This window comes from Inquilinus sp. CA228 (genome assembly GCF_052078665.1).
Taxonomy (GTDB): Bacteria; Pseudomonadota; Alphaproteobacteria; order DSM-16000; family Inquilinaceae; genus Inquilinus.
Window position 1 is genome coordinate 1 of the sequence record NZ_JBQJIK010000008.1, and the last position, 17,627, is coordinate 17,627.

Sequence of the window (17,627 nt, forward strand, 5' to 3'; positions counted from 1 at the left end):
GGTCCTGCCCGTCCTCAGCCGTTTTATTGTCCAGCGTCGGCAGGATCGCCGCCTCGCGCTCCGCCGCCTTGGCGATGTCGCGCAGATGGCCGGTCAGCACCGGCCGCGGCCCGATCTCGACGAAAATCCCGGCGCCGAGCTCCAGCGCCGTCCGCGCCGCCGCGGCGAAATCGACCGGCTGGCGGATGTTGCGCCACCAGTACTCCGCGTCCAGCGCCGCGCCGCTCAGCGCCCCGCCGGTGACGGCGGAGATGAACGGGATCCGGCCCTCGGCCGCCACCGTATCGGCCAGCGCCGCCTTTAGCGGCGCTTCAATGGGTGCGGTCAGCGGCGAATGGAACGGGTAGTCGACCCCGACCCGCTGCGCCGCCACCCGGCGCTGCTTGGCCAGCTTCAGCAGCGCCTCGATCTCGTCCTTCGGGCCGGAGACGGTGACGCAGACCGGGCTGTTGACCGCGGCGACGACGGTGCCGTGCAGCCCGGCCTCGGCCAGAGCCGCCTCCGCCTCGTCGCGCGACAGCATCAGCACCGCCATGGTGCCCAGGCCGCGCAGCTGCTCCTGGCAGCGGCTGCGCCAGTGGATGATCCGGACCGCCTGGTCCGGCGACACCGCGCCGGCGGCCAGCGCCGCCGCCACCTCGCCGACGCTGTGGCCGATCACCATGGCGGGCGTCAGGCCCTCGGCGGCCAGCGCCGCGGTCAGCGCCACCTCGACCGCGCAGCCGCTGTTCCAGCGCCGGGTCCTGCAGCGCCGCGGCCAGCGACCAGCCGGCCAGGGCGGTGTAGCGCGCATCGACCTCGTCGAAGGCGTCGCGGAACGGCCGGCTGGCGCGATAGGCGCGCAAGCCCATCCCGGCGAATTGCGAGCCGTTGCCGGAGAAGGCGAAGCACACCGCGCCGGCGTCGCTCTCGCCGCGGGCCGACAGCACCGGCGTCGCCCGGTCGCCCCCCGCGAAGCGCCGCAGCTCAGCCGCCGCGCCGTCGCCGAGCGGCAGGGCCAGGCGGTGCGGCAGCAATTCCCGGTCATGCGCGGCATGCCGGGCGATCCGGGCCGGCGTCGCATCGGCCAGCTCCAGCGCCTCGGCGTAGCGCCCGGCCAGGCTGCGCAGCGCCTCCTCGCCATGGGCCGACAGCAGCAGCGCCCGGGCCGGTGCCTCGGACGCGGGCTCCGGCATCTCGTCGGGCCGCGGCGCCCGCAGCACGGCATGCGCATTGGTGCCGCCGAAGCCGAAGGAGGAGACGCCGGCGGTCAGCGGCCCGGGCGGCAGCGCCACCGGCCCGCGCGCAGGCAAAAGGTTCAGCGCCTCGAACGGGATGTCCGGGTTGACGCTGTCGAGATGCAGCGTCGCCGGCAGCAGCCGGTGCTCGATCGCCAGGATCGCCTTGATCGTCCCGGCCAGGCCCGAGGCCGGCTCGAGATGGCCGATATTCGACTTGACCGACCCGACCGGCAGCGGTGCGTCGCGCTTCTGGCCCAGGGCCCGGCCGATCGCCTCGGCCTCGGCCGGGTCGCCGACCCGGGTGCCGGTGCCGTGCGCCTCGACGAAGGCGAGGTCGTTCGGGTCGATCCCGGCCTCGCCGTAAAGCCGCTCCAGCAGGCGGCGCTGGGCGTCGGTCGAGGGCAGCGACAGGCCGACGGTGCGGCCGTCGGAATTGACCCCGGTCGCGTCGATCATGACCCGCGGCGTCCGCCCGTTCGACACGGCGGCGTCGAGGCGGCTCAGCACCAGCACGGCGCCGCCCTCGGCCCGGACATAGCCGTCGGCCGCGGCGGCGAAGGGCCGGCACAGCCCGGTCGGCGACAGCATGCCGGCGCGGGAGAAGCCGTAGAAGGCCTGCGGCGCGCCCAGGATGTTCACCCCGGCCACCACGGCGGTGTCGATCTCGCCCCGCGCCAGCGCCCGCACCGCCGCGTCGAGCGCGACCAGCGAGGAGGAGCAGGCGGTGTCGATGGTCAGGCTCGGCCCGCGCAGATCGTAGATGTAGGAGATCCGGTTGGCGATGATCGACGCGGTGTTGCCGGTCATGAAATGGGTGTCGATGCCGCTCGCATCCCCCACGATCCGGGTATAGGCGTCGACCGAGGAGGCGCCGACGAACACGCCGACCGGCTGGCCGGCGAGGGTGGAGGGCGGCAGGCCCGCATCCTCCAGCGCCTCCCACACCAGCTCCAGCAGCAGCCGCTGCTGCGGGTCCATCTGCTCGGCCTCGCGCGGCGCGATCCGGAAGGCGCCGGCGTCGAAGCCGTTCGGCGCCTCGATCAGCCCGGCGGCCAGGGTGTAGCTGCGGCCCGGCTCGCCCCGCCGCGGATGGTAGAACCGCTCGATCGCCCAGCGGTCGCTGCCGATCTCGGAGATGCTGCAGCGCTCCTGCAGCAGCAGCGACCAGTACTCGTCGAGGCCGGCCGCGCCCGGCAGCCGGCAGGCCATGCCGATCACCGCGATGGAGTGGTCCTGATGTCTCGAAGAGCCTGCTGGCATGTCGGTTTTCTTTCGACGATTCGGCATGGGCGGGCGGGAAGCGGACCGCAGCGGCAACTTAGTCTACCGTAGGAACGGAGCTTCGAAACCTGCAATCGATAGTTTCCTCCATGACTTCATAGATTTTAAATCTGGAAACTCGCCGGAACAGTCCCGCCTGGCCCGGGATCATCCGAACAGCAGCGCGTCGGCCGCTTCCAGCCGGACGACGTCGTCCTCGCCGAGATAGGGGCCGGTGCGGACCTCGATCAGCTCGAGGTCGATCTTGCCGGGGTTCTCGAGCTTGTGGTCGGTGCCGTTGGGCAGGTAGACGGCCTCGTTCTCGCGCAGGATGCGGGACTGGCCCTCCATGGTGACGCGGGCGGTGCCGGAGAGCACGACCCAGTGCTCGGAACGGTGATAGTGGCGCTGCAGCGCAACGGCCTGGCCGGGATGGATCAGCACGCGCTTGACCTGGAAGCGGTCGCCGGCATGCAGCGACTTGACGGTGCCCCAGGGGCGGTAGATCTCGCGGTGGATCACGGCCTCGGGCCGCTTGGCCGCCTTCAGCCGGTCGGTGACGGCCTTGACGTCCTGGACGTGGTCCTTGGCGGCGACCAGCACGGCGTCGTCGGTGGCGATGACGATGGCGTCGTCGAGGCCGATCACGGCGGTGAGGATGCCGTCGGAGCGGACCAGGCAGTTGCGCGAGGACAGGGTCAGCGCGTCGCCCTGGGTCAGGTTGCCGTCGGCGTCGCGGTCGCCGATCTCCCACAAGGACGACCAGGATCCGACATCGGTCCAGCCGATCGCGGCCGGGACGATGCCGGCGCGGTCGGTCTTCTCCATCACCGCATGGTCGATCGAGATCGAGGGGGCCTGGACGAAGGCGGCGGCGTCGAGGCGCAGGAAGGTGAGGTCGCGCGAGGCGGCCTTGAGCGCGGCGTCGGCGGCGGCGAGGACCTGGGGCGCGTGGCGGGCGCATTCGGCCAGGTACTGTCCGGCGGTGAACAGGAAGATGCCGGCGTTCCACAGGTGGCGGCCCTCGGCCAGGAAGCGCTCGGCGGTCTCGCGCGGCGGCTTCTCGACGAAGCGGGCGACGGTACGGGCGCCGGGGGCCTCGGCGATGTCGTCGCCGGGCAGGATGTAGCCGTAGCCGGTCTCGGGCGCGGTCGGCTGCATGCCGAAGGTCATCAGATGGCCGGCGCGGGCGGCCGGGGTCGCCATGGCGATGGCAGCGCGGAAGCCCTTGGGGTCGGCGATGTGGTGGTCGGCGGGCAGCACCAGCATCAGGGTGTCGGGGTCGCGGTCGGCCAGGAAGCGGGCGGCGACGGCGACGGCCGGGGCGGTGTTGCGGGCCGAGGGCTCGAGGATGATGGCATCGGGGAAGACGCCGATCTGGCGCATCTGCTCGGCGACGATGAAGCGGTGGTCGTCGGCGCAGATGAACACCGGCGGGGCGAAGCCGTCGGCCTCGCCGACCCGGGCCACGGTCTCCTGGATCATGGTGCTGCCCGACACCAGCGGCAGGAACTGCTTGGGATAGCCGGCCCGCGACAGCGGCCACAGCCGCGTCCCAGACCCGCCGGACAACACCACCGGCACCACCGCTTGATCGATCCGACTCATGATCTGCTCCAGATTCCAGGGGCTGAGTTTCTATCAGCCATCGGGCTTGTGAATTCAACACTCACAAATCCATCAAAACCCTCGAAAACTTCCGCGGTTCCGGATTGCCTGATGCCGCCCCGAGACGGCGTCATAGGATATTATGGTGGGAGGGACCTGCGGAACCATTCTCCGGCGTTGGATGGATGGGGTTTCCGCCACTGGGTGGACACGAAATCAGGTTTCGTGTCGTTATGATTTGAATTTGGGTGCGCTGCAGCATAGTCTTCGATTCCGAACGGCGCGTCCAGTCGCCCGTTCGAATCCCAGGTTTCCTCGGTCGGAAGGATCGCCGGCAATGAAGATTCAAGCCTTGGTCGCAGCTGTGATTCCTGATGCTCCCGGCTCGGCGATCGATCCCAACGAGCTGCAGGATCTGATCGACGCCGCCGACTGGGACGGCGTCAATGCCCGGTCGGCGGAGTCGCGAGACGGAGCGGCCACGGCGCCGCAGGCCCGGCGCACCGCGCTGCTCGACCGGCTGTACAGCGTGGCCCGGGATGCGGAGGAGGATTTCGACCCGGTGGCCGCGACCAAGGCGGCTGCGGCGCTTTGCCTCTCCCAGCACAACCACGTGCTGTCGCCGCTGGACCAGGCGGCGATCGGCGGCGTCTTCGTCGAGGACGGCATGCTGCATCTCTGGGGCATCAACCAGCTCGACCCGGCCCAGCCGGTCGATCTCGGCCTGGTGGTCGACGGCCGCCGGATCTTCGACGCGCGGACCGACCCGGCGACCGGCCGCATCGCCTTCGCCGCCACCCGGCTGCACGGCCGGCACCGCTCGCTCGGCTTCGAGCTCGACGGCACGGTGGTGCCCGGCCCGGCCTTCACCGCCCTGTCCTTCTGGAAGGATCCGGACGCGCTGAACGAGCTGGCCGACCACCTGGCCGACATGGTCAACCGCACCGGCTATCTCGGCGCGCGCTACACCGCCAAATGCCACCTGCCGAAGACCATGGCCCGGCTCGACGCCGCGGGCGACGACAAGGTCAAGGGCCGCATCCCGGAATTCGTCCGCTACATGGCGAACCGGTACGATTGCGACACCAAGAACCTGGTCGGCTACCAGGGTACGGCGCAGTGGATCATCTCCGACGTCATGGAATATGCCGACCGGCGCAGCATCTTCTGCATGACCAACGAGATCCATGAGGCGCTGTCCGAAGGGGTGTTCAACAAGCGCGCCCTGAAGAACGACGTCTCGCTGGCGCTGTTCTCGTTCTGGCGCCGGCACTACCAGCACATCGACATCTTCAGCGACGAGGGGCTGCGCAAGGTCCAGTACAAGTTCGCCACCGCGCCCTTCATCAGCGACAAGAACAACCAGCTGCTGATCTCCAAGGCGCTGAAGGAGCGGCTGAGCGCGGTGGTCGACGCCTATCGCAGCCGGGCCCTGCCGTGGAGCTGGTACTGGCTGTTCCGGCACGAGGACGAGGGCACCACCCACAAGATGATGGAGGCCGGCTACGCCGTGACCCTGTCGTTCAAGGAGGTGCTGGCCGACCTGATCGAGCAGAACCGCTGCTCCTTCAACCCGCGCAACTGGATGTCCTACTGGGGCTCGACGCCGCAGGAGGTGGCGGGCCACTTCACCCGCTTCGACCTGGCGCTGATCTCGCTCTTGAACGGCCGCCCGGTGCCGGAGGAGCTGATCGCCGAGCGCGGGCCCGAGGTGCTGCGCCGGCAGCTGATCGACCAGGTCTACAGCCGTTCGCCGCGCCTCGCCGCGATCTCGGCGGTGGCGCCCGACCTGGCCTCCGCGCCGGAAGCGGAGCCGGAGATCGAGCGCATCGACCTGGTGGTGATCGGCCACGCCAACGCCACCGGCCTCGGCCGCAACCTCAACATGTTCGTCGAGGCGCTGTCGGGCTTCGACCCGCTGGTGTTCAACGCCGATGACGGCCAGTGCGTCAATCCGGAAGGGCGCTGGCGCGAGGACATGAACCTGCGCGCCCGGGTGGTGGTGCTCTGCGTCAACGCCGACCGGGCGCCGGAGATGATCGCCCGCTTCGCCTCGATCTGCGAGGACGCGCACATCATCGGCTTCTACCTGTGGGAGACCGACACCCCGCCGGAGACGCATCTGCTCGGCGCCAATGCGGTGGACGAGATCTGGGCCCCGTCCGACTTCGTCGCCGACGGCTACCGCAAGATCACCTCGACCCCGATCAGCAACATCCGCAAGGGCCTGGCCCACCCGCCGGCCCGGGTGTTCAGCCCGTTCCTCGACCGGTTCCGGCGCAGCCCCAGCGAGCTGATCTTCCTGTCCCTGGCCGAATTCGGCTCCTCGATCGTGCGCAAGAACCCGCTGTCGGTGGTCAAGGCCTTCCAGCAGGCCTTCGCCGAGGGCGACGAGGAGGTCCGGCTGCTGCTCAAGATGCGCGAGATCGACCCCAGCCACTGGAGCAATTTCGACGGCTACTGGGAAGAGGTGGAGGAGCGCATCACCGGCGACGGCCGGATCGAGATCGTCGAGGGCAACCTGACCGATGCGGAATACTGGTCGCTGATCGACTCCTCGGACGTCTTCGTCGCGCTGCACCGGGCCGAAGGCTTCGGCTACGGCATCGCCGACGCGATGATGCTGGGCAAGCCGGTGATCGTCTCCGACTATTCCGGCACCACGGATTTCTGCGAGGCCGACAATGCCTTCCTGATCGGGGTCGACGTGGTGCCGACGCCGCCGGAGCAGATGCGCAGCAAATCCTATGTCGGCCATTGGTGCAGCCCGCGGGTGGACCAGGCGGCGGCAGCGATGCGCGCCGTTCTGACCGACCCCGAGGCGGCGGAGGCCCGGGCGCTCAAGGGCCAGGCCCGGATCTTCGGCGACTACAGCTTCGACGACTGGCAGAGCGGCCTGTCGACCCGGATCCGCGACCAGCTGGCGCGGCGGCGCTGACGCCACGGGCGCCCGCCGCTCCGGTCGGGGGAGGCGGGCGGCAACCGGCTGTTCTCGGGCCTGAGGGGCGATGCGTTTCCTGATCCTTGCAGCCTACGTCGCGCTATCGACCTTCCAGGCGGTGGTGATTTGTTCCGGGCTCGACGCCTGGATCGGCATTCCGGACGTTGCCGCGGTGCCGGTCGCGACGCTGCTCGGCCTGGTGCCGGGGGCCGGCACCATCGTCGCGATCCTGGCCGCGGGCTCGGCCTGGGGCTGGCCCTGGTTCGGCTCGACCGCGCTGTTCTGCAGCCTCTTGGCGCTGTGGGTGCATGTGATCCTGCACCATGCCATGCCCGCACTGTCCACGCCCGAAGGGGAGTAGCTGGGCGAGTTAACACATTGTTTGCTTGTATTAATCTGCGATCTTGTTCATGCTACGTTCTATGGACACCGCGCAGACCGATTCGATTTCGGAGGCCCCGGCCGCTCCCCAGGAGGAGCGGGCGGCGCGGCATCTGCGCATGCTCGCCCGGGCGGCCGAGATCCATATGGAGATCATGGAGGCGACCCGCACCGAGGCGGTGGAGGCGCCGCAGCCCGGCGTCGACTATTCCCGGCGGATCGCCGTGATCACGAAGTCGCTGCGGTTGACCCTGCTGCTGGAGGAGAAGTTCGCCGGGCAGCGCGACGAGCGGCGCAAGGCCGTGGCGAAGCGCGAGGCGGCCCAGGAGGACTGGCACGCGCTGCGGGTGAAGCTGGCGATGCTGGCGGCGGCCTACGAAGTGTCCGGGGACCAGGAGGAGGTCGAGCGCCGCGCCACCGAGGTGTGCGAGCGGGTGGAGCGGCCGGAGGTGGCGGAACTGATCGAGGCCAGCCGGGCCGAGGTCGCGGTGGCGGCATTGTGCCGGCGCTGGGACTTCCCGCCGAATGTGAAGCGCTGGCTCGAGATGGCCGACGAGGCCATGGAGCATCTGGGCTTCCTGCCGTCGGAGGACGATCCGCCAGAGGATCCGCCCGAGCCCGGCTCGGCCGGCGTCGGCGTCCGCAGGCCCAAGCCACCGGACACGGGGTGACCACGCGGATCGTCGCGCGAGGTGTCCTTGATCGTAGAGAGCCGATTGTTTTGCCTCTCCCGCTTGCGGGAGAGGCAACGCAAAAAGTCAAACCCTGCTTCCGGCCTCACGCCGCCGCCCCAGCCAACGGCACCGGCCCCAGCACTCCGGCGGCGAAGGCTTTGTCCAGCTCCTCGATGGCGCAGATGATGTGGTAGAAGCTGCTGGCCGGCGCCGGCTCCTCGACGAAGGTCCCGTCCGGCTGCAGCTTGTCGCGCCACAGCCCGGCCACCGGCACGTCGAAATAGCCGAACAGCGCGGTCACTCCGGCGGCGATGCGGCCGCGCCACAGCGCCTTCTCCGCCTCGGTCTCGGCGGCGCCGGCCAGCGCCACCGCGGCCTTGATCCGCTCGGTCTGCGGCCACAGCCGGGCGCCGGAATCAACCGGCGCGCCATCGTCCAGGATGGCGTTGACGGCGACGTTGCGAACCGGGTCGACGCCGGTCTCCTCGGCCGCCCCGGCCATCCGCCGGGCGGCGGCGACGGCATCCGGCCGGCCGCGCAGCGTGCCCCAGCGCACCAGCAGCCAGGCCCATTCGAACAGGTGCCCGGGCTCGACGATGCGGCCGTCCCGGCCGGGCGCCGGCCGCCATTCGCCGTCGAAGAACTCGCGCAGATACCCCGTCTTCGGGTCGATGAAATGCGACAGGGCCAGCCCGGCGATCTCGTCGGCCAGGGCGTTCCAGGCCGCCTGGTCCGGGCCCTGGCCGAGCTCGACCCAGGCCAGCGACGCCTCGAACAGGTGCATGTGCGGGTTGGCCAGCAGCGGCAGCTGGCGCGGCGCCGCCTCCTCGAAGCCGCCCAGCGGATGCTTCAGCGTCGCCTCCAGCCGCTGCCGCAGCCGCGTCGCCGCCGCGGCCAGCGGCGCCGGGTCGGCGACCACGGTGCTGGCGACGGCCAGCGCGAACAGGGCGAAGGCCTGGTCGTACAGCACCACGCTGTCGTCCAGCGTCGCCCCGTCCGGCCCGACCAGGGTGCGGAAGGTGCCGTCCGGCCGCTCATAGGACTTGCGGAAGAAGTCCAGGCCGTGCTCGACCGCCTGGCGCGACGGGCCGGTCCAGCCCAGCCGGCCGGCGACGGCGAAGGTGAAGACCTGCCGCGCCTGCACCCGGGCGCGGCGCGGCTCGATGCACGGGCTGCCGTCGAGATTCAGCCGCTCGTGGAAGCCGCCGCGCTCGTGGTCGGCGCCGGCCTCCCACCAGATCGGCAGCGCCTCGGTGGTCAGCCAGGTCATCAGCCGGTCGCGCAGGCCCTGCAGGGTGGCCATCTGCTCGGTCGGGGTGGTCATCATCGGCTCCAGCAGCAGGTCTCGTTGGTCAGATGGTCTGATTGTAGGCGCCGACTTCGGGATTCTCACGCAGCACGCCGTCGACGGCCTTGAACATCTCGTGCAGCCGGTCCTTCGACACCGGGCTCTCGACCACCACCACCAGCTCCGGCTTGTTGGAGGAGGCGCGGACCAGACCCCAGGTGCCGTCCTCGGTGGTCACCCGGATGCCGTTGACCGTGACCATGTCGACGATGCGGTGGCCGGCCAGCCCGCCATTGGCGGCGATCTCGCGGAAGCGCTTCTCCACCCGCTCGACCACCTCGTACTTCACCTCGTCGGCGCAATGCGGCGACATGGTCGGCGACCCCCAGGTCTGCGGCAAAGCGCGGTACAGCTCGGCCATGCTCTTGCCCGGGTTGCGGTCCATCATCTCGCAGACGGCGATGGCGGTGACCAGGCCGTCGTCATAGCCGCGGCCGATCGGCGGGTTGAAGAAGAAATGGCCGGACTTCTCGAAGCCGGCCAGGGCGTTCAGGTCGCGCACCCGGCGCTTGATGTAGGAATGGCCGGTCTTCCAGTAGTCGGTCTTGGCCCCCTGGGCCTGCAGCACCGGGTCGGCGGCGAACAGCCCGGTCGACTTGACGTCGACCACGAACTGGGCGCCGGGATGCAGCGCCGACAGGTCGCGCGCCAGCATCACGCCGATCTTGTCGGCGAAGATCTCGTTGCCCTCGCCGTCGACCACGCCGCAGCGGTCGCCGTCGCCGTCGAAGCCCAGGCCGAAATCGGCCCCGGTCTCCTTCACCTTGGCGGCGATGGCGTGCAGCATCTCCATGTCTTCGGGGTTGGGGTTGTAGTTCGGGAAGGTGTGGTCCAGCTCGACGTCGAGCGGGATCACCTCCAGCCCGATCGCCTCCAGCACCCGCGGCGCGAAGGCGCCGGCGGTGCCGTTGCCGCAGGCGGCGACGACGCGCAGCGGGCGCTCGATCTTCCGGCCTTCGGTCAGCTCGCGGACATACGGCTCGGCGAAGCCCTCGACGAAGCGGTAGCCGCCGCCGCTGCGCGGCTCGAAGGCGCCGGACAGCACGATGTCGCGCAGCCTTCCCATCTCCTCCGGCCCGAAGGTGACCGGACGGCTGCAGCCCATCTTCACCCCGGTCCAGCCATTGTCGTTGTGCGAGGCGGTGACCATCGCCACGGCCGGGACGTCGAGGGCGAACTGGGCGAAATAGGCCATCGGCGACACCGCCAGGCCGATGTCGTGCACGGTGCAGCCGGCCGTCATCAGCCCCTGCGCCAGGGCGATCTTGATGGCCATGGAGTAGCTGCGGAAGTCATGGCCGACCACGACCTCGGGCTTGACCCCGGCCTCGTGCAGATAGGTGCCGAGGCCCAGCCCCAGCGCCTGCACGCCCATCAGGTTCAGCTCCGGCGGCCTGTCCGAGCCGGGATGCCCGAACCACCAGCGGGCGTCGTATTCGCGGAAGCCGGTCGGCTTGACCAGCGGCGTGGTCTCGAAGGCGTAGGTGTTCGGAACCAGCGACGCGGAGGGCTTAGGCAACATCGGGAGATCCTCGGGGCGGCAGGAGGGGGACAGGCATAGAACATCCGAGCGCCGACCCGGTGGTTCCGGATCGGCGGCAACGGCGAAGGCGGGCGTGCCCTCGGATCGGATCGATTGTTGGTTTCAGCCGGGACCCGGCGGTGCGGCCGGGTCCCGGCTCGACGCCCTTAAACGTTCAGGGCTTCGCGCACCGGCTTCGAGGGGCTGAACACCACCTTCTTCGAGGCGGCGATGGTGACCGGCGCGCCGGTGGTCGGGTTGCGACCCTCGCGCTCCGGCCGGATCGCGACCTTGAAGCGGCCGAAGCCCGAGATCGAGACCTGGTCGCCGCGCGCGGCCGAGTCCGTGATCGCCTGGAAGATGCTGTTGAGGATGCGCTTGGCCTTCACGCGCGACAGCTTGTGGTCCTGGGCCAGCTGTTCGATCAGCTCCGAGGTGTTCATCGACGGTCCTCTAGGTGGAAATGGGCGCGGCGCACCCGGTGGAAGGCATGGGGACGTCCCCATGCCCGTGGCGCATGCTCGATCGAGCATGTCGGGACAGACGGGCGGACGTCAGGGGAGCGGCACGGGCAGCTCGTCATCCTCGTCCTCCTCGTCATCGATCGGCGGCTCGTCATCCGCGGCGAAGTCGTCGGCCTTGAACGCCAGGATGGTGTCGCGCACCGACTCGTAGGTGGTCAGCCGGGCGTCGGACAGCACCGCCCCGGTGTCGGCGAAGCGGCGCAGCATGCGCGGCCGCTTGGTGGTGAAGACCAGCGTCGCCTCGCGCCGCCGGGCGTCGACCAGCCGCTCGCACCAGTCGCGGAAGCCGGGCGGCCCGCCGATCACCGATTCGTCGGCGAGATAGATGTCGAAGGGCAGGGCGTAGGCGGTGGTGAACAGCAGGCGGCTGCGCTTGTCGCCGGTGTAGGCCGAGAACGGCTTGTCGAAATCGGCGCCGATGCCGCTATGCGTCTCGACGAAGCGGATCACCTCGGCCGCGTCGGCGCCGTAGATGCGGGCGGTGAACCAGACATTCTCGCGCCCGGTCATGGTGCTGACGAAGGGGCCGGCGGTGCCGACCAGGAACGACACCCGCCCCTGGCGCAGCACCCGGCCGGAATCCGGCGGGATCGACCCGGCGATCAGGCGGATCAGGGTCGATTTGCCGGCGCCGCGCCGGCCCAGGATGCCGACGGTCTTGCCCGGCTCGAACACCGCGCTCAGCTCGTCGAGCACCAGCTTGTCGTGGCCGGCGCGATGCGACTTGTAGCGCTTGCTGACGCGGTCCAGCACGATCATTTCGCGGCCATCCGGCGGCGCCGCGACGCCCGCTCCATGATCAGGCCGAGGAAGACCGAGCCGAGCGCCCAGTACAGCAGATAGGACTTGTCCAGGCACAGCGTCGGATAGGTCAGGTAGAAGCCGGTGCGGAACCATTCCACGCCGTGCAGCACCGGGTTCCAGACCAGCCAGTCGCGGATCTGCGTCGGCATGAAGTCGGGCACGTAGAACACGGCGCTGAGGAACAGGAGCGACCGGCCGAACACGCCGTAGACCACCGACCACAGCCGGAAGAAGGATCCGATCACGCCGTTGACGATGCCGACGCCGATCGCCGTGGTCGCGATCACCAGGAAGGCGGAGACCACCTTCAGCGGCTGGATCGGCGCCGCCTCCGGCACCCCCATGACGATGTGGATGAAGCTGAACAGCAGGATCGCCACGACCGCGAGCTGCAGCGTCTCCAGGAACGACCGGGCCAGCATCAGGTCGAGCGGCTTGACCAGCGGCACGCCCTTGGTCAGCCCGGCGCCGCGCAGCGACGTCATCGCCTTGGACGAGATGTGCAGGAAGGTGAAGTACGGGATCATGCCGGTGCCGAGGAACAGCAGCATGCTGGTGCCGAAATCCGCCTGCCGGCCGATGGCGGAGAACACCGTCATCATCATGGTGAGCTGCAGCATCGGCTCGAGCATCTCGAGCAGGTAGCTGAGGCGCGAATGCTTGGCGTGCATCCGCATCTCGCGCAGCATCAGCGACACCACGACCCGGACCTGGACCGCCAGCGCCGTGCCGAAGCGAGGCCGCGTCAGCGCGGTCATGGCGCGGCTCCGGACGGGCGGGCGGTCATCGGCGTCATGCTGTCCGCCTCAGATCATGTGGTCGCGCACGGCGTGGACCGTGAGCATGGTGATGGCCCAGGCCACGAAGGCGATCAGGAACACGATCAGCACGTCCTCGACCCGCTGCGGATACAGCGCGTACTCGGCCAGCGTCGGCTCGACATAGGGCATCAGATAGGTGCGGTCGGACATCGTGCTGCTGCGCACCTGGTCCAGCGCCGTCAGCATGTTCTGGTAGCTCTGCTGCGCGAATTGCAGCTCGAGCCGGATGTCCTCGTAATCCGACAGCGTCGCGGCATAGCCCTCGCTGTTCGGATTGCCGGCCGGGGCGGCGCCGGCGCCGAGCTCGCCCTCGATCTTGCCCAGCTGGTCCCGGGTCGCGGCGATGTTGTTCTTCAGCACCTTCATGGTCGGCGCGTCCGGCGCCATGTGGGTCGACAGCGAGGTGAGCTGCGCCTCCATCTGCGCCAGGCTGGTGCGCAGCTGCAGCGACAGGCTCAGGGTCCCGGAGGCGCTGGTCGACAGGTCCGGGGTCTGCTGCACGTTGCGGAATTGGCGCAGCTTGGCGGTGATCTCGCGCAGCCGGTCCTCGGCATTCTTGACGTCGCGCTCGGCGAAGCGGACCGAATCCTCGCGGGCGCGCTCGGCGATGCGGTTGACCAGGTCCTCGCTGGAGGCGATCAGCGCCTTGGCGACGCGCAGCGACTCCTCGGCCGTGAAGGCCCGGACCTGGACGATCGAGATGCCGGTCGACACGTCGAAGCTGGCGTCGACCCGGTTCTGCCAGTACTCCACCAGCTTCTCGACCGGCACGGTGGGGTCGAGCCGGGCCAGGTAGTCGGCGGCCTTGTTGCTGTAGACCGCCCGCAGGTCGACGGTCTTCATCAGGTCCGCCACCGCCTCGCGGCTGGTGATGTAGTCGGCGACGATGAAGTTGTCGCTGAACGCCGACAGCCGGGCCGACTGGCCCAGCGCGGCGCCGACCAGGTCGGTGGTCGCCGACGACGCCGAGCCGTTCGAAGATTTCACCGCGAAGCGGAACTCGGAGACGTACTGGTCGGCGGCGACATAGAGGTAGTAGGCGGCGCCCAGCGCGGTCGGCAGCACCACCATCAGCAGCAGCGACAGCCAGAACCCGGCCGACAGCCTGGCCTTGCGGCTGGGCAGCCGCAGCGTCTCGGGCTGGGTGTCGTAGCGGCGCTCGAGCGGGGTGCGCCGGGCCGTCGGCGGCGGCGCCGACCGCACCGTCGGCACGTCGCGGAAGCCGGTCACCAGCTCGTCGGCCGGCCGCCGCCGGCTGGGCAGCGAGGTGATCGTGGCATCGGCCGGAGCAGTCTCGGCCTGTGCCTCTCCCTCCTGATCGGGCGAATCCCCGCCGCGGCGGGCCGCCATCCGGGCCCGGACGGCGCGCAGCTCGGCGATGGTCCGGCGCGACGCCGGAGCATCCTGGGAGGCGTCGTGCGAGTCCGGGACCGAGGCCTGCTGGTCCAGATTTTCGGAGAGATCTTCCGAGGGATTGTCCGGTGTCTTGCCCAAGCCATACCTCACGAGAGTCGGGGCGGCTGCGCTTCCGTTCGCTGCACCGCAGCATAGCAGACGGAAGGCATTGAGGAAACCTGCGAAACCGCCAAACCTTTTCGCTCCACTCCGGATTCTTCAACGAAACCTTTGCTCGGCGTCCGCCAGAACCGGCGTCACGGCCGCCGCCTCCGCCGCGGCCTGTGCCCGCGCCCCGGCCGGCAGCAGCCGCCGGTACATCTCGCCCAGCCGGGCGCGGTAGCGCTCCGGCGAATACAGGGCCGCCTGCCGGACGCCGCGCTGCGCCAGCTCGCCGCGCAGCTCGGCATTGCCGTCGAGCTCGCGGATCGCGTCCGCCAGCGCATGGGTGTCGTAGGGGTCGACCAGCAGCGCCGCGTCGCCCGCGACCTCGGGCAGCGCGCCTTCGGTCGAGGCCAGCACCGGCGTGCCCAGCCGCATCGCCTCCAGCACCGGCAGGCCGAAACCTTCATACAGCGACGGGAAGGTCACCGCCTTGGCGCCGCGGATCAGGCTGACCAGCAGCGGGAAGGGGGCGTAGTCGATGCGCAGCACCCGGTTGCGGGTGAAGGTCAGGGTGTCGACCTGCTCCAGGTAGCGGATGGTCGAATCGTTCAGCAGCTTCAGCTCCTGGTCGGTCTTCCAGGCCAGCTTGCCGATGATCACCAGCGGCGTCTTGATCTGGCTGGCGAGGTAGCCCTCGATCAGCCGGCCGATGTTCTTCTTCGGCTCGATCGCACCGAAATACAGCAGGTAGCCCTTGTGGGTCAGGTTGAAGGTGCCCTCGACCTCGCGCTTCACCGCCTCCTCCGGCTTGTCGGCGTATTTCGCCGGGATGTCGACCGCCTGGTAGGTGTTGGTGATGCGCTCCTCGGGATAACCGAACAGGTCGACGATGTCGCGCTTCGAGGTCTCCGACACCGTGACGATATGGTCGGCCTTGCGCAGCAGCATCCGGGTCAGCCGGTGATAGCGGCGCTTGTTGTCGAGCGTGGTGTAGGGCAGCCGCAGCGGCACCAGGTCGTGGATGGTGTAGATGTTGCGGGCGCCGGCCATGCGCAGCGGCAGCGGATAGGTCCAGTGCATCAGCTGCGGCGTGTCGCGCAGCGTCACCGTCATCCGGTTGCGGTAGATGGCGAAGTGCCGGTAGGCCCGGTTCCACAGGTCCGGCACCGAGCTGATCTGGTCGTAATAGGGCATCCGCGACCGGTAGGTCCTGGCGATCACCTTGCCGGTGATCGGCACCGGCTTGGCCCGCACCCCCGCCGGCGAATGGATCAGCTCGTTGACGTAGCGCAGGAACTCCAGCCAGCGCGGCGGCTCGCCGACATTGGAGGGGTCGAAGAAGGCGATCTCGCGCAGCAGCTGCTGGGTGCTCGGCGCCGCCCGGCCGCCATACAGCACCTCGGTGCGATAGCCGAGATTGTGCAGCTCGTAGCTCAGGTTGCGGGCATAGGTCGCCACCCCGGTGCCGGTTTCGAGGCCGAGATTGTAGCCGTCGATCATGATCGTCTGCGTCACGGCGTGGTCCTGTGCTGTCCGGCGACTCGAAGCGAAGGGCTTCGGCATGGCCCCGATGGCGGTGCGCCGTATCGGACCATAGCTTCACCCGTGCCGCCATCAGATTTGGCGAACTTCGCATAGGTATAAAACCTAAAGCGGCCCGCGAAAACAGGAATTTGAGGTTCGGAGTCCTGGAAGCCGCGCGGTGCCTTGGTTTCCGGACTCAAAAATGAAACCATTAGCGCATGCAGCATTGGCTATCCCGTTCGAAATCTGATATGCACCCAAGCATTCGCGCCGCGGCGCACTGCTGAGAGACGACGGCTCCATGACCTGGCGACTGGCTTGGCTCGTTCCCGCCGTTCTCGCGCTCCCCGCCTGTGGCGAGCTGCCGAGCAACGGTCCCCTGGCGGGCCAGATTCTGGCGTCGGGCGAGAAGGCGTCGGCGGCGGAGGCGGCCAAGGAGGTCGACACCCGCTACGCCATCGTCGATCTCAACGAGACCACGATCGCGGCGTTCAGCCGGGCCCCGCGACCCAGCCTGATGCAGCGCTTCGGCGACTACGCGCCGGCGCCGACGCAGCAGATCGGCGTCGGCGACACCGTCTCGGTGTCGATCTGGGAGGCGGGCACCGGGCTGTTCGCCAGCGGCAGCGTCACCCCAACCGGCGCCGACGGGGCGCACAGCGTCACTTTGCCGCCCCAGATCGTCGATCAGCGCGGCAACATCTCGGTGCCCTATGCGGCCTCGCCGGTCCGTGCGATCGGCCGCACGCCGACCCAGGTCGCCGACGCGATCGAGAAGGCGCTGACCAGCCAGGCCAGCCAGCCGCAGGTGATCGTCACCGTGCCGGAATCGAGCTCGGCCTCGGCCTCGGTGCTGGGCGACCAGACCGGCGCCGGGCGCGTGCCGCTGAACATCCGGGGCGAAAGGCTGCTCGACGTCGTCGCCCAGGGCGGCGGCATCCGGTCGCTGCCGGCCGAGACCTTCATCACCCTGACCCGGGCCGGGGCGTCGGAAACGGTCGGCCTGCCCACCATCCTGCAGAACCCGGCCGAGAACATCTACATCCAGCCCGACGACACCATCTACATCACCCGGCGGCCGCAGACCTTCACGGCGCTGGGCGCGGTCAGCAGCTCCGGCGAGCTGCCGATCGACCAGGAGCCGTTCACCTTGGCCCAGGCGGTCGGCCGGGCCGGCGGGCTGTCGCCGAACGCCGCCGATGCCAGCGCCGTCTTCGTCTTCCGCTTCGAATCGCGGGCGGTGTTCCAGTCGATCCGCAGCAACTCGCCGCTGCTGGCCACGCGCCAGCCGGTGCCGGTGGTCTACCGCCTCAGCTTCGAGGATCCGCGCGGCTTCTTCTACGCCCAGCAGTTCCCGGTGCGCGCCCGCGACATGATCTATGTCGGCACCGCGTCCTCGGTCGAGTTCCTGAAGTTCCTGTCGGTGGTGCGCGGCGCGATCTCGGTCAGCACCCCGGCGACCACGGTGGTGTCGGGCGGCTGAGGCCGCGGGGGAGGCGG

General features: G+C 69.5%; 13 protein-coding genes and 1 pseudogene. 4 read left to right on the forward strand and 10 right to left on the reverse strand.

The genetic code is table 11. The features are described 5' to 3' along the window. From ACTOWL_RS05240 to ACTOWL_RS05250, 3 genes and pseudogenes are all read right to left on the reverse strand, one after another. The coding region (locus ACTOWL_RS05240) for an acyltransferase domain-containing protein (RefSeq protein ID WP_441320241.1) at positions 1–1,123 on the reverse strand (1,123 nt) is incomplete at its 3' end. After that, positions 1,014–2,507 (reverse strand): annotated as a pseudogene (locus ACTOWL_RS05245) (beta-ketoacyl synthase N-terminal-like domain-containing protein); the annotation flags it as partial. The pseudogene ACTOWL_RS05245 and the gene ACTOWL_RS05240, both read right to left, overlap by 110 nt. Positions 2,508–2,648: 141 nt before the next feature. After that, on the reverse strand, positions 2,649–4,088 hold the full coding sequence (locus ACTOWL_RS05250) for a mannose-1-phosphate guanylyltransferase/mannose-6-phosphate isomerase (RefSeq protein ID WP_441320142.1): 1,440 nt from the start codon (positions 4,086–4,088) through the stop codon (positions 2,649–2,651). Between the two features lie 352 nt (positions 4,089–4,440). Between ACTOWL_RS05250 and ACTOWL_RS05255 the strand changes: the two genes are divergently transcribed. From ACTOWL_RS05255 to ACTOWL_RS05265, 3 genes are all read left to right on the forward strand, one after another. Continuing rightward, positions 4,441–7,026: a glycosyltransferase family 4 protein gene (locus tag ACTOWL_RS05255; RefSeq protein WP_441320143.1), complete on the forward strand. Its 2,586-nt coding sequence runs from the start codon at positions 4,441–4,443 to the stop codon at positions 7,024–7,026. A gap of 70 nt (positions 7,027–7,096) precedes the next feature. Next, a complete protein-coding gene (locus ACTOWL_RS05260) occupies positions 7,097–7,390 on the forward strand; it encodes a hypothetical protein (RefSeq protein ID WP_441320144.1) in 294 nt (97 codons plus the stop codon). 49 nt (positions 7,391–7,439) lie between these two features. Beyond that, positions 7,440–8,081: a hypothetical protein gene (locus tag ACTOWL_RS05265; protein WP_441320145.1), complete on the forward strand. Its 642-nt coding sequence runs from the start codon at positions 7,440–7,442 to the stop codon at positions 8,079–8,081. Positions 8,082–8,187: 106 nt separating this feature from the next. On the opposite strand, the gene ACTOWL_RS05270 is transcribed toward ACTOWL_RS05265, so the two are convergent. The 7 genes from ACTOWL_RS05270 to ACTOWL_RS05300 all read right to left on the reverse strand — a co-directional run bounded on the left by ACTOWL_RS05270 (position 8,188) and on the right by ACTOWL_RS05300 (position 16,118). Then, complete coding sequence (locus tag ACTOWL_RS05270; RefSeq protein ID WP_441320146.1) at positions 8,188–9,408, reverse strand: AGE family epimerase/isomerase; 1,221 nt, start codon at positions 9,406–9,408, stop codon at positions 8,188–8,190. 28 nt (positions 9,409–9,436) lie between these two features. Continuing rightward, positions 9,437–10,954, reverse strand: coding sequence for a phosphomannomutase/phosphoglucomutase (locus tag ACTOWL_RS05275; protein WP_441320147.1), 1,518 nt, complete (start codon positions 10,952–10,954; stop codon positions 9,437–9,439). 167 nt (positions 10,955–11,121) lie between these two features. Continuing rightward, positions 11,122–11,397, reverse strand: coding sequence for an HU family DNA-binding protein (locus ACTOWL_RS05280; protein ID WP_441320148.1), 276 nt, complete (start codon positions 11,395–11,397; stop codon positions 11,122–11,124). A gap of 111 nt (positions 11,398–11,508) precedes the next feature. Then, positions 11,509–12,237, reverse strand: a complete 729-nt coding sequence (locus tag ACTOWL_RS05285) for an ABC transporter ATP-binding protein (protein WP_441320149.1) — start codon at positions 12,235–12,237, stop codon at positions 11,509–11,511. Continuing rightward, positions 12,234–13,040: an ABC transporter permease gene (locus ACTOWL_RS05290; RefSeq protein ID WP_441320150.1), complete on the reverse strand. Its 807-nt coding sequence runs from the start codon at positions 13,038–13,040 to the stop codon at positions 12,234–12,236. The genes ACTOWL_RS05285 and ACTOWL_RS05290 overlap by 4 nt, the downstream gene beginning before the upstream one ends. 48 nt (positions 13,041–13,088) lie before the next feature. After that, on the reverse strand, positions 13,089–14,597 hold the full coding sequence (locus tag ACTOWL_RS05295; RefSeq protein WP_441320151.1) for a hypothetical protein: 1,509 nt from the start codon (positions 14,595–14,597) through the stop codon (positions 13,089–13,091). 120 nt (positions 14,598–14,717) lie between these two features. Continuing rightward, on the reverse strand, positions 14,718–16,118 hold the full coding sequence (locus tag ACTOWL_RS05300) for a glycosyltransferase family 4 protein (protein WP_441320152.1): 1,401 nt from the start codon (positions 16,116–16,118) through the stop codon (positions 14,718–14,720). Between the two features lie 310 nt (positions 16,119–16,428). Here ACTOWL_RS05300 and ACTOWL_RS05305 point away from each other — a divergent pair, with 310 nt between their 5' ends. Then, positions 16,429–17,610, forward strand: a complete 1,182-nt coding sequence (locus ACTOWL_RS05305; RefSeq protein ID WP_441320153.1) for a polysaccharide biosynthesis/export family protein — start codon at positions 16,429–16,431, stop codon at positions 17,608–17,610. Positions 17,611–17,627: the final 17 nt, after the last annotated feature.